This is a genomic window from Salegentibacter echinorum, assembly GCF_900129445.1.
GTDB classification, from domain to species: domain Bacteria; phylum Bacteroidota; class Bacteroidia; order Flavobacteriales; family Flavobacteriaceae; genus Salegentibacter; species Salegentibacter echinorum.
On the sequence record NZ_FQVT01000006.1, the window covers coordinates 81,980 to 96,182 of the forward strand.

Genomic DNA, 14,203 nt, shown 5'->3' on the forward strand with positions numbered 1-14,203 from the left:
TATTATTTCTGATTTTCAATTTGTGTTAGTGCAGTCTTCATTTCTTCCACTTTCTTCGGCATTTCTGAAGCCAAATTATTAGTCTCCCCGGGATCATTTTTGAGGTTATATAATTGTGGTTTATCACTAAATCCTGTTTCGATATTTACGTCCCAGGGGACCATGGCCGGGCCGGGATTTGGTGCGATATACTTATAATCTCCCTCAACATAAGACAATACATTCCTAATCGCTTCCTGTACCAAAGATTTTCTTCCTTGTGCTGTTTTCCCAATTAAAGCCTGCCAATGATCCTGGCTGTCTATGGCCTTGTTTTTCGGCACTTTTTGATTGGTTAAAGCGGCAAAAGATCTTAAAAAATCAACCTGACTCATCAATGCCGTAGATTCACTACCCGCAGTTATTCTTCCTTTCCATTGTACTAAAAGTGGTACTCTTGTACCGGCCTCGAAAGCGCTGTATTTTCCACCGCGAAAATTACCAAATGGGTTGTGTTCTCCCAATCTTTCGGCCGCGCCATCCACATATCCGTCATCTAAAACGGGACCGTTGTCACTGGTGAAAATTATAATCGTGTTTTCTTCTAAATTCAATTCCCGTAGTTTTTTCTGAATGGCACCAACTGTATAATCTAATTGTACAATTACATCCCCGCGTGGTCCTTTCCCGGTAACTCCGGCAAACCGTTTATGCGGCACCCGTGGCACGTGAATATCATGCGTGGCCAGGTAAAGAAAGAAAGGATGCTCTTTATTTTCTTCAATAAATGCCTCCGATTTATTTACTAAAACATCGGCTATATCTTCATCTTTCCAGCGGGCTTTTTCACCACCGTTCATATATCCAATTCGGCTTATTCCGTTTGTAATGCTCTGGTCGTGGCCGTGAGAATACATCATCTTTAATTGCTCCGGGTTGTTGTTACCGGTGGGATTGTTGTTCAGGTTTTTGCGATAACTTACCGTAATAGGATCTTCAGGATCAAGGTTAACCACCCTGTGATTTTCTAAGAAAACGGTTGGTACCCTATCACCGGTGGCGGGTAGGAGGTAGGCGTAATCGAAGCCTATTTCTAAGGGACCCGGTTTAATTTCTTCGTTCCAATTTATGGGAGCTTCTTTTCCCAGGCCAAGATGCCATTTCCCTATTACAGCAGTTTTATATCCTGCTTGTTGTAAAACCCCGGGTAGCGTGGTACGACCAGGTAAAATAAGACTGGTTGCATCTCCGGGAGCAACTCCGGTTCCTTTTTTTCTCCAGGCATATTCCCCGGTAAGCATAGAATAACGTGAAGGAGTACAGGTAGCGGCAGTAGCATAGGCGTTAGAAAATTTGAGACCGTTTTCACCCAGCTCATCTATATGTGGCGTTGGAATATCACCACCATAAATACTAATATCCCCGTAGCCCAGATCGTCGGTATAAATAAGGATGATATTGGGGTTGTTGTGACTTTGTGCTTTAACAGGAAATACCGTAAAAATCAAACAGCATAATAAGAGCAACTGAGTACCAGGTTTAAAAAAAAGCTTCATCTAAAAGAGGATTTTTGCCTATTGCAGCAAAGAAAATTAAAAGGTTTAAATTTAATTAAGTCTTAGGCTAAAAGCAAGTCATTCAAGCTATTTTAAACTAGAATTTTAAAAGATTCTTAGACTGTTAAAACCTGCTAATAACAAAAGACAGGTTATATTTCAAACCTGTCTTTTTTGGCTAATTCAATCTATTGAATAATTATCTATTTTTACTAAATAATATGCTTATGTTTTTGATCTACTATTAAAATTCGGCACTTGTTCCGGCTTCTTGGGACCAACCCGGGTTTTGGTAAATAACAGAACTACCTGAAGTTTCAGTTATTAAAAAGTGTTCGGTAGCAATTGGATTCAGGTAGTGTGCATAAGCCCAGGAATATCCATCACTAACGGGGTTACCAGAACCTAAATTGATTCTATATGGCATTAAATACATGCTTTCTTCGCTACTTGAAACGTTTGGAACACCAGCATCTCCCGGTTCTATTAAGGTAGAGTTACCTTCATCATTTTCATACCATTCTTGCATGGGACCCCATAATTTAAAACCTTCAATAATGTGTGGGTTTTCTTTTAGTTGGTCCAGCGCTCTCCATCGTTTAAGATCGAATAAACGCATTCCTTCTGCAATTAATTCACCACGTCTCTCTCTTCTAATATTATAAAGAACTGGGTCATCTAATAATTGTCCTGCCGAATAGGCGGCAAAATCATTTTCTGCGTCTTTAGAGATATCTGTAGCAGCAACGGTTATCGAGAAGTCTGGCTCTATACCTGCTCTTTCACGAATAGCTTTCCAGTATTCGGTGGCTTTAGTATTTAGGCTACCTTCTTTTAAATAGGAAGCTTCTATATAATTAAGGTAGGCTTCGGTAGCTCTAAAAACAATACTTCCTGTAGAACCGCTGTTTCCTTCAACATTACTTTGAAGATAGGATAGTCCTTTTTTAACTGAATAGCCGGTAACATCTTTGGTTTCCTGTAAACCTGTAATTTCAGGTTTTTGGATTAGAAGAGGGTCTCCATTGGTATCGGTTGCATCAGTAAGTCTAAGTTCTCCCGGTTGCTTCATAAACAGTTGAAGCCTTAAATCGCGATTTTCTTTTACATCATCAATAAAATCATCACCGGAATATCCAGAACCATCGGCATAAATGGGTAATCCGTTTCTCATTAAGAAGTTATCAACAAAGCTTCTTGTATAGCCCGAGTTACCTCCATTTTGATTTAAATAATGATTAACGTTGTGATTAATACCAATAGTCGGGTCGTAATCTCTCCATAACAAGACCTCCTGGTATTGTCCAGGATTTTCGGATCCGAACATTGTAAAATAAGGATTGTTGGAGCTATTATATGCAATATTTTCGGCCGGAATATTTGGGGTTAACGAAATGGCATCGGCCACATTTTCAGAGGCATCCATCGCCTGGCTTAGAAAAAAATCTATTTCAGCATCAATATCTATACTAAATCCATCAATTTCTCCTGCGCCCGGCCAACCGTTGCCACCCGGAACAAATGCGGTACCTTTATGATAAGTTAGCCAGCTTCCTTCGTGTAATGCCACACGGGATTTAAAAAGATGGGCTGTGTGTTTAGAAATTCTGTTTTTACCGTTCGGCGGATCTACCTGTAATAATGCAATAGCTTTATCCAGATCTTCCAGAATAAACCTTGCCACTTCATTTCGAGGATCTCTAGTTGATTCGGCAATAAGCTGTTCTAAATTATCTTCAAGCGTGTTTTTTACAATAGGGAAGTCTCCTACTGCTTTAACTTTTTGAAAATACTCATAAGCTCGTAAAAAATAAGCTTCTCCTACGTAATGTGCAATATTGGAAGGATTACCTTTAATTTCACCGGCTTCATATTTTGGTGCTGCAGTCTCCAGGAAATAGTTTAATTGGCGAATATTGCCAAAGTTCCAGGCTCCTCCAGATTGCGGTACACGCCACTCACCGGGAGCCCAAATCCTACTATAACCAGAGGTTGCCTGGTTGTCGGTATGATTATCTCTACCAAAGGTTCCTATATTCCACCCACCGTGGGTAGGGAAATTATACCGAGCAATGGTATATGCAGCCAGGTCGGCCTCTCTGTTTAAATAATCATTTGGAGTAACATTAGAGAGCGGTTCTCTATCCAAAAAATCATCTACTTCGCAGCTTGTCATAAAAACCACTGCGAATAATAAACAAACTGATTTTATATATTTATTTGATTTCATATTATTACTAATTAAAAATTAATATTAAGTCCGGCAGAAAGCACTTGCGAATAAGGATAGGTTTTACCATCACTCCAGCCTCCTAATCCAACAGATTCAGGATCAAAAATATCGATCATTTTAGAGAAGGTAAGCAAGTTTTCACCAGAAATATAAACTCTAATTCTCGAATCGTTATAAGAATTAAATGAATAACCCAGTTGCACGTTTTTTAGTCTTATATAAGAAGCATCCTGGATATAACGGGATTGAGTTTGTTGATTTTTACCACCATTAAAAGAAGGTCGTGGGTAGTAAGCATCCAGGTTAACATCGGCCAGGCCAGCCTGTACCATAGGCGATTCTTCATTTCTGAAATAATCCATATGTTCTTCAAAGCCGGCAGATTGCCACATTCCTCCATTAGCACCCCAGAAATATGGGCCATTTGGCATATAATCCCTTTTTCCAAAGCCTTCTATGAAAACTCTAAAATCAAATCCTTTGAAATCTCCACTTAAATCAAGTCCAAACCTGTAACGAGGCGTAGAATTTCCTAAAATGCTTAAATCGCCGGTGTCTCCTAAAGTACCATTACCTGAATTAATTTCTCCATCTCCATTTAAATCGGCATACATAATATCACCCGCTTGCCAGTCACTTCCTAATTGACTTTGGTTTGTATTAGCTAAGTGATTTTGCATTTCTTCGTCGGTTTTGGCAATTCCTACTGTAGTGTATCCCCAAATTTCGCCCATTTTTCTACCGTTATACCAGTCCGAAATGCTGTTTGTTGGATTTGGATAATTCACTACTTTCTGTTGAGAATCAGATAATACTCCTCTTACGCTATAATTGAAATCACCAATGCGATCTCTCCAATTTATTTCCAGTTCAAAACCGTAAGATTCCATATCGGCATTGTTAATACGGGGTACTGCAGTACCAAGAATAGCAGGTAGTTCAGGAGCAGGCCCTACCATGTCTATAGTTTTTCTATTAAAGTATTCTGCACTTAAGTTTAGCCTGTTTTTTAACAGAGCCATATCAAATCCAGCGTTCCAGCTTTTTACCCTTTCCCAGGTTAAAAGCGAACTAACCAGTCCTGGAGCACTTGCTGTATTTGGTCTTTCACCGTTTAATAACCAACCACCATTTGCAGTACCTATGGGCATAGATTGGTAGAACGGGTACCAATTATTGGTGTTTTGGTTTCCAAGTTCGCCATAAGATCCTCTTAGTTTTAATAGTTGAATACTATCCCATTTCCAAAAGTCTTCTTTTGCGATATTCCAACCAGCCGAGATTGAAGGGAACAGGTTCCAGCGTTTATCGTTTATAAACCTTGAGGAACCGTCATATCTCGCATTGAGTTCTAACAGATATTTTTCTTTAAAATTATAGTTTAACCTTCCAAAGAAACCGGCAACAGACCAATGCTGATATTGACCTTCGGTGGCCTTACTTTCATCTGTAGCTGTGTTAATAGTTGGCAAATCAGGGGTAATTAATCCACTTCTGGAAGCACCTATGGTTCTATATTTGGTCACTTCAGAATTAAATCCGGCCATAAGCTTAAAATTATGGTCCTGGTTGATATCAAAAACATAATCTGAATAAATATTGGTGCTGAAATAATCTTCTTTTCTATTGTATTCGTAAACTGAACTGTAACCCGGGGAATTCCAACCCACAGAGACAGGGTAAGGATTTCCGGCAACATCATAACCATAAGCAGGTAGAACGTCTACGTGATTATTGGTGTTGGTAACTTTATAATTTCCAATGGCATAAATATTCCAATTTTCAATAGGGGTAATGGTTAGTTGACCCTGCATAAATAATCTGTCGGTTAAATTATCGGCCCTTCCACCATCTTCTAACTGAATGATTTCACCCGATGAATCTGTAAAATACCCATTAGGATCTCTTACCGGAACAGTTGGCCATCTCCGTGCAATATTGTGATAGAATAAACCGCCTTGTTGAGTAGATCTATTGTAGTTTTCTCTCGAAAAACGAGTACTGTAATTAAATTTTACATGTTTAGAAATCTCTGTCCTAAGTTTACCAGTAAAATCATACTCATCTAAACTGTCTTCCCCATATTCTAATAATCCACCCTGGTCTACTAATCGGGCAGAGGTAAAATAGGTTGTTTTTTCAGAACCTCCACTTAGGCTTAAATTATGTTCTTGTGAGAAAGAGAAATCTTTGTACAATTCATCAAACCAATCAGTATTAGCATTAGAACCAGTATAATACTGATACCGGTCTCCATTAGCATTTGGTACGGTTCCATAATCTATTTCCCCCGCCTGGTACTGCACAATTCTGTCAATCACTTCCTGAGAAAAAGGAGGAGCCTGTCCTGCGTTAACTGCGGCTTCATTCCAATATAAAGCGAAGGTGTGCGAATCCATCATATTTGGAACCTGAATTGGCGACGTAAATCTAAAGTTATTTGAATAAGAAACTCTAGGTGCGCCAGATTGGCCGTCTTTTGTAGTAACCAAAATTACCCCGAATGCTGCTCTGGACCCATAAACCGCAGAGGCAGCAGCATCTTTTAGAACCGTGATAGACTCAATAGTTTGAGGGTTAATTGCATCTAGAGATGCTTCCATACCATCTACTAAAACTAAAGGCGCCGAATTAGATCCTGAGCCAATGGTACCTGCTCCACGAATATTGAAATTAAGCCCTGAGTTTAATTCACCCCCGAGCCCTGAAGTTTGGAAGTTTAAACCCGGCACAACCCCTTGAAGCATCTGACTTACATTGGGTACGGGTCTTGATTGTAAAACCTCTGAGTCAATCGTGGTAACTGCCCCGGTAAGATTAGCCTTCTTTTGGGTACCATAGCCTACAACAACAACTTCTTCCAAAGCTGATGCTTCTATTTCTAATTGAATATCTAATGAAGCGTTTCCATTTACTGGAACTTCCTTCCTGGCATAACCTACATATGTAATAGTTAAAACGGCATCTGCGGGAACATCTATACTAAATTCACCGTCAAAGTTGGTCATAACGCCATTTGAAGTTCCTTTCTCTATAACATTAGCACTCGGTACAGGAACCCCTGTATCTGCTTCGGTAATCTTACCTTGTACGGTAATTGTTTCTTGAGCCCAGCTAACGGTACCCAATAAAACAAGCAAAAGAAAAAATACGTAATTCTTTTTCATAAAGTTATCAGATTAAAAGATTAATTTTTAATTGTTTAAATATATGTTAAACATAATACAATATTCATTTTTTTTAGATGAACAACATCTCCTAATAGATAAATGACGAGTATTCGTCGTTGCTTTTAAAGATTAGAGTTCAAAATTGGCTGCTATATTAATTTTAATGTTAAAACATAAAACTTTTCTTAATTAAAATATTGCAAATGCTAGAAAAAGCATAATAAATTAGTATAACTGTAACGTATTGATATCGCTTTAAACACCGTTTTTATAGGAATTTTTATTAGAATTAGAGGTGAAAAGATCTTTTGCTTATATTTGTCTTATGTACAACATATAGAGATGAGGTATTCAGCATTATTTAAGGAAGAATTATTAGAAAACGTTATTCCCTTTTGGGAGAAATACTCTTTAGATAAGGAGTTTGGAGGCTATTTTACTTGTTTAACTGAAACAGGTGAGGTTTATGACAGCGATAAATTTATATGGTTACAGGGGCGCCAGGCCTGGATGTTTTCCTATTTATATAATAACGTGGCTCAGAAAGATGAGTGGTTAAAAATAGCGAAAAAGGGTATAGACTTTTTAATAAAGCACGGAATGGATGCCGATGGAAACTTCTATTTTTCAACTACCCGTGAAGGTAAGCCCCTGGTTCAACCTTACAATATTTTTTCAGATTGTTTTGCGGCTATGGCTTTTGGCCAATATGCTAAAGCTACTGGTGATAAGGAAGTTCAAAAGCTGGCTAAACAGACTTACTTAAATATTTTAGATCGAAAAGATAACCCCAAAGGGAAGTACGAAAAAAGCACTGGGAACAGACCTTTGAGAAGTTTCGCACTTCCTATGATTCTTTCTAATTTGGTTTTAGAGCTGGAAGATATTCTTTCTGAAGATGAAATTCAGCAAACCATAGACTTTAGTGTAAAAGAAGTGATGGATACTTTTTTGCAGGAAGAAAACGGACTCATATACGAATCCCTCAATCCCGACGGAACTACTAGTGATAGTTTTGAAGGCCGCTTAATTAATCCCGGTCACGGCCTGGAAGCTATGTGGTTTATGATTGCTATTGCAGAACGAAACAACGACACACAGTTGATTAATAAAGCCGTAAAAACAATGTTGAATATCCTGGATTTTGGCTGGGATAAAGAACACGGCGGCATCTTTTATTTTTTGGATGTTAAAGGACACCCAACGCAACAATTGGAATGGGACCAGAAATTATGGTGGGTACATTTAGAAGCCCTGGTTGCTTTGTCGAAGGCCTATTTGCATACTAAAGATGATAAGATTTGGGCGTGGTATGAAAAAGTGCACGATTATACCTTTAAGCGCTTTCCCGATCCCGAAAACGGAGAATGGTTTGGCTATTTAAACAGGCAGGGAGAACCACACTCATCCTTAAAAGGAGGAAAGTGGAAAGGTTGTTTCCACGTACCCCGGGGACTATTTCAATGCTGGAAAACTTTCGAAAAAATAGAAGCAGAAGGAATTCAGGAATAAAATAACAGAGCATAGAAAAGAGAGAATATAAGGAGTAAGTAATCTTGAAGACGCAACCCGGTTTGACCTGTTTATTCCGCAAATATTACGCTTTAAAACATTTTTAAATAGCTCTTAAACATAAATTGATATTTTAATTCATGCATAACATTATAAAATTAATCGCTGTTCTTTTATCGATTTTGACTGGTGGATCTGGCTATGCTCAAACAATCGATTTAGAGGAAAAATATCCTATAATTCCGACCCCTCAAAAAATCCAGTATGGTAAAAGTGAATTGCAATTTAAATCGTTCCAAATTCTTGCTTCTGAATTTTCGTCTGAAACCAATCAGTTAATCACATTCTTTGAAAACAACGGGATTTCAGAAGCCGCAGACGGTGTGAAAATTGAATTCATAAAGGACTCTATTCCTGTTCCAAATGCCGAAGAAGCTTATAAACTGCATATTGATTCTGGAATTAAAATTTGGGCTACTACTTCAAAAGGGGCATTTTACGCCATAAAATCCCTTCAGCAAGTTTTTAGACATCAAGCTAAAAACGGCGTATTGCCGCAATTGGAAATAACAGATTGGCCGGCATTCAAGATTAGGGGATTTATGCACGATACCGGCAGGAATTTTCAATCTGTTGCCCAGTTAAAAGAACAACTTGAAGTGCTTTCCCATTATAAATACAATATTTTTCATTGGCATTTGACCGATGATCCAGGTTGGCGTTTAGAAAGTAAATTATATCCGCAACTTCAAGATGAAGCAGCAACCTCACGGGACAAGGGCAAATACTATACTCAAGAAGAATTTAAAGAGGTACTGGCCTTTTGCAAGTCGAGACATATTACGGTGATACCGGAATTTGATATCCCGGGGCATTCAAGAGCTTTTAGGAAAGCTATGGGGTTTGAATCGATGAAAGACAAAAGAGCGCTTCCTGTGCTGTTGGATTTGTTTGATGAACTAGCTGGTTTGGCGAGCCCAGAAGAGATGCCCTATATTCATATTGGTACCGATGAGGTACGCAATGAGGAAGAATATGTATCCAATGACTTTGTTCCAAAAATTATGGAACGGGTTAAGGCTCACGATAGAGAGATTATTGTTTGGAAGGAAGGTATTCACGTAGAAGAAGACGCTACTTCTATTAATCAACTATGGGCGCAGCACAGCCAAAGGGAAGGTCATCGATTTATAGATTCCCGCGCTAATTATATTAATCACCTGGATCCTTTTGCAGGGATGGCACGTTTGTTTTTTCAACAACCAGCAAGACAGCCACAGGGCGATTCTCTGGCTCTGGGCGGGATTTTAGCAGCCTGGCCAGATAATAAGGTTGCCAATGAACGTGATATCTTAAAGCAAAATCCTATTTATCCGGCCATGGTTTTTTATGCAGATGCTATATGGAATGGAAGAGCAGAAAATAAGCTGGATTACTGGGCTAAACTACCGCCTACTGGCTCCCAGGAACTTCAGGAATTTCAAACTTTTGAAGAAAAAGTAATTAGGCACAGAGATCTTTTTTTTAAAGAAAAAGAATTCCCGTATGTAAAGCAGACTAATTTAAGATGGAATATCATTGGTCCTTTTGAGCACGAAGGTAATGTTGATTTGCGTTTCCCCGTTGAAGATACTATAAAATCCTCCTATACTGTAGCTGGAAAAAATTATGAATGGTCTCAACCTATAGTGGGCGGTACCATTCATTTTAAACATTTTTTTAATTTCCCGGCCTTAACGAAGGATAGAACGGGTACTTTTTACGCCTATACGGAAATCTATTCTCCAAATGATCGCGTACAGGATTTTTGGATAGGTTTTCAGGGTTGGTCACGGTCTGGAGGCAGGCGGGTGGGGCCATTTCCAGGTCAGGGAGAATGGCATACTACCAACCCGAAGATTTGGGTGAACAACATTGAAATTGCACCGCCAGTTTGGAAGCAACCAAATTTGGGCACAAATACAGCCGAGATTCCATTTATTGACGAAGATTATTTCTATAGAGCTCCCACTAAAATAGCTCTTAAGAAGGGCTGGAATAAAGTACTTTTAAAAATTCCTCAGGATAATAACTCGTGGAAATGGATGTTTACCTGCGTACCTGTAAACATTCAACCTCACGGAATACAAGAAGAAAAGGAATTGAAGTTTAAAGCAGTTTTAAATGAAAAGTCAAACCCCTAAAAGAATCAATATGTAACATATAAAACCTTTCACCCAATTTTATAATATTAAACTTAACGCTAGTCTATATGAAGAATAACGATGCAATTTTAAATTTAAAACTTATGAGAAACTTTATAATATTGTTCGCCAGTTTTGCTTTTTTTAGCTGTGGCGCCCAGAAAAGCCAGGTTCCTTCCGCTTTTCACGAAGGTGTGGAAAATTATCAAAACCTTTTTGACGCCCGAGAGCAGGAAGGCGTGGAATGCTATCGAATTCCCGCTTTAATCACTGCACCAAACGGAGATCTTATTGCTGCCATAGATGAACGAATTCCCGGTTGTGCCGATTTGCGCGGTAGTAAGGATATCAATATCGTGCAACGAAGAAGTACCGATAATGGTAAGACCTGGACCGATATCGAGACGGTGATCGATTTTCCTTACGGCCAGTCCGCTTCAGATCCGTCAATGATCGTGGATGAAGAAACCGGTGATGTTTTCCTTTTTTATAATTTTATGGATCTGGACAAAGAAAAAGATGTGTACTACCTGCACGTTATGAAAAGTAGTAACAACGGTAAAACCTGGAGCGAACCGAAGGATATTACCTCGCAAATTTCAAAGCCTGAATGGCATAAGGATTTTAAATTTATCACTTCGGGCCGTGGCATCCAAACCCAGGACGGTAGATTGCTGCACACCCTGGTAAGGCTTAAGGAAGGTGTTTACCTCTTTGGAAGTGACGACCACGGTGAAAACTGGTTTTTGATCGATAGCCCGGTGAACCCGGCCGACGAATCTAAAGTAATGCAACTTGCCGATGGCAGATATATGATTAATGCCAGGGTAAACACTGGTGAAGGATTGCGTTATGTTCATATTTCTGATGATAAAGGCAAAACCTGGGAAACGCATGCAGAGCCCCAGTTGGTAGATCCCGGGAACAACGCCAGTATTGTGCGCTATTCCTCAAAAGCTGAAGGCGATAAGCAGAACATCCTGTTATTTTCTAACTCAAATAGCAAAGAAGGACGTGAAAACCTTACGGTGCGTGTGAGTTACGACGAGGGCGAGAGCTGGGACGATGGCACAATAATCTATCCGGGCGGCACAGCATATTCAGATATGACCGTGCTTAAAAATGGCGACATCGGCATATTTTTTGAAAAAGACGGTTATAAGGAAAATGCTTTTATAAGCTTTCCATTAAAAATGTTAACGAAAAATAAGCGTTAAGATAGTAACAAATTTGTTTTAGAATTGAGCCAGCATTTTTCTGAAGAAGAATGCTGGTTTTTTTATTTCTGAAGAAATACTCTCGTAAATCAACAACCTTGATTTAGGATAGAAGAAATGATTCCGACAAATTTCGTTATTTCGAGACAAGCCTGCGTGAATTAAAGCTGTGGCTATCACCCCGCGATTAAAGTAAGCTTTCGGTACTAAAACCAGAAACATTTTAAAACCAAGAAGTTTTAATTATAGTAAAAATGAAAGAAAATTTGTTTATTCTGAAGCTTCGGTTAATTTTTTTTGCCTATTCAAAGAAGTCGCGAATTGAATCCTTTTTTGAAAAAGATGACTACAAGAAATATTGCTTTATACGCTTTTCTTTAGGTTGAATTCTTGGCTGGGACTTGTATGTATAAGGTAACAACAAATGAAATACAACAACAATGACATTGTCTAATTAAGTAAAGAAACGAAACTTTTATAAAGATTTTAGTTGAAAATTAGTAAGCAACTGAAATTTTTACATATAACATTTTTACATTAAAAACATTTAATACTAACTTTAGCAACTAACTTAAAAACCCAGTAACATGAAAAAAATTGTAAGTTTTCTATGTTTAGTAACTCTTCTGGTGGCCTGTGATAGCGGGAAAACCTATGAAGAATACAAAGACGTAGAAAACACGGAAGCCGATTACCCAATAATCCCGCTTCCCAAGAAAATGGAAACGGCAAATGGCCGGTTTCTCATTGATGGAGAAACAAAGATTTATGCGGGCGATAAGCTCGAGCAGGAAGCAGATCTTTTAGCCGAAATGCTTTCAACCGCTTCTGGAAAAAGTATTTCCCAGAAAGCTAAAGAGGATAAAAAAGCCCACGGTATTTTTTTAAATTTAGATGAGAAACTGGAGGAAGAAGGTTACACGCTAAACGTGACTTATGATAAAATTGAAATAACAGGAAAAAATGCTAAAGGTGTTTTTTATGGAATTCAGTCTTTAAGAATGCTTATGCCGCCACAAACTGAAACAGAAGCGGTTTCAGAATTAAGTATTCCGGCAGTAAGCATAGAGGATGCACCAAGATATGTTTATAGAGGAATGCATTTAGATGTGGGAAGACATATGTTTCCGGTAGATTTTATCAAGAAATATATAGATCTTTTAGCCTTGCATAAAATGAACCGGTTCCATTGGCACCTTACCGAAGATCAGGGTTGGAGGATAGAAATTAAAAAATATCCAAAACTTACCGAGATTGGTTCAGTGAGAAAAGAAACCATGGTAAAAAAGAATTTCGACCCTTATAAAGGTGATGGTGAGGAATATGGCGGATTTTACACTCAGGAGGAAGTGAAAGAGGTTGTGGCTTACGCCCAGGAGAATCATATTGTAATTATTCCTGAAATTGAGATGCCTGGTCACGCCCGCGCTGCCCTTGCAGCTTACCCAGAGCTTGGTAACGATACCGGACCTTATGAAGTGGCTACCACCTGGGGTGTTTTTGACCAGATTTATGCACCAAAAGAAGAAACTTTCGAGTTTTTAGAAAACGTACTTTTGGAAGTTATGGAGCTCTTTCCAAGTGAATATATTCATATTGGAGGTGATGAAGCGCCTAAAACCGAATGGGAAAATAGCGCCCAGGCTCAAAAAGTAATTAAGCGGGAAGGTCTTGAGAATGAACACGAACTACAAAGTTATTTCATACAGCGTATGGAAAAGTTTCTTAATAAACACGGAAGACAAATTATTGGCTGGGATGAAATCCTGGAAGGTGGTTTAGCTCCCAATGCTACCGTGATGTCCTGGCGTGGTTCTCAAGGTGGGATTGATGCTGCAAAACAGGGACACGATGTAGTAATGACGCCAAACACACATCTTTATTTCGATTATTATCAGTCTAAAGATGAAGGTGAGCCATTTGGGATTGGCGGATTTATCCCGGTTGAAAAAGTTTATTCCCTAAATCCTACGCCCAAAGAATTAAGTAAAGAAGAGGCAAAACATATTCTTGGAGCCCAGGGAAATATCTGGACAGAGTATATGAAAACAACAGATCACGTAGAATATATGGCTTTACCAAGAATGTCTGCCCTGGCCGAAGTAAGCTGGACTCCCCAGGATAAAAAAGATTGGGAAGATTTCAAATCGAGATTGGAAGTACTCGCCAAAAGATATGATGCTTTAGGCTACAACTATGCAACTCACGTTTTTGAAGAAGGGGTGAATAAGAACAATGAGGAAGGTAAAGAAAAAGAAGCGGAGTAGATCTTAAACGGATTATTCTAAAATTAACTTTGAACTCCTTTTCTGATCTATTTGGAAAAGGAGTTTTTTTTACTTTTAGGTATTCG

At 38.7% G+C, this 14,203-nt stretch carries 7 protein-coding genes; 4 read left to right on the forward strand and 3 right to left on the reverse strand.

Annotated elements, in window-relative coordinates; genetic code table 11:
• Window positions 1–2: 2 nt before the first annotated feature.
• From BUA71_RS11030 to BUA71_RS11040, 3 genes are all read right to left on the reverse strand, one after another.
• Complete coding sequence (locus tag BUA71_RS11030; protein WP_072879711.1) at window positions 3–1,535, reverse strand: sulfatase family protein; 1,533 nt, start codon at window positions 1,533–1,535, stop codon at window positions 3–5.
• 244 nt (window positions 1,536–1,779) lie between these two features.
• Entirely contained in the window at window positions 1,780–3,765 is a 1,986-nt protein-coding gene (locus BUA71_RS11035; RefSeq protein ID WP_072879713.1) for a RagB/SusD family nutrient uptake outer membrane protein, read from the reverse strand.
• A gap of 11 nt (window positions 3,766–3,776) precedes the next feature.
• Window positions 3,777–6,935 carry a SusC/RagA family TonB-linked outer membrane protein gene (locus tag BUA71_RS11040; protein WP_072879715.1) on the reverse strand — a complete coding sequence of 1,053 codons (3,159 nt, stop codon included), beginning with the start codon at window positions 6,933–6,935 and terminating at the stop codon, window positions 3,777–3,779.
• Between the two features lie 345 nt (window positions 6,936–7,280).
• Between BUA71_RS11040 and BUA71_RS11045 the strand changes: the two genes are divergently transcribed.
• The 4 genes from BUA71_RS11045 to BUA71_RS11060 all read left to right on the forward strand — a co-directional run bounded on the left by BUA71_RS11045 (window position 7,281) and on the right by BUA71_RS11060 (window position 14,117).
• Window positions 7,281–8,450, forward strand: coding sequence for a n-acyl-d-glucosamine 2-epimerase (locus BUA71_RS11045; protein ID WP_072879717.1), 1,170 nt, complete (start codon window positions 7,281–7,283; stop codon window positions 8,448–8,450).
• Window positions 8,451–8,590: 140 nt separating this feature from the next.
• Window positions 8,591–10,633 (forward strand): family 20 glycosylhydrolase, encoded by a 2,043-nt coding sequence (locus BUA71_RS11050; protein ID WP_072879719.1) that lies wholly within the window; start codon window positions 8,591–8,593, stop codon window positions 10,631–10,633.
• Between the two features lie 104 nt (window positions 10,634–10,737).
• Window positions 10,738–11,850: a sialidase family protein gene (locus BUA71_RS11055; RefSeq protein ID WP_083572090.1), complete on the forward strand. Its 1,113-nt coding sequence runs from the start codon at window positions 10,738–10,740 to the stop codon at window positions 11,848–11,850.
• A 587-nt stretch (window positions 11,851–12,437) separates the two neighbouring features.
• On the forward strand, window positions 12,438–14,117 hold the full coding sequence (locus BUA71_RS11060; RefSeq protein ID WP_072879721.1) for a beta-N-acetylhexosaminidase: 1,680 nt from the start codon (window positions 12,438–12,440) through the stop codon (window positions 14,115–14,117).
• The last annotated feature ends 86 nt before the right edge of the window (window positions 14,118–14,203 follow it).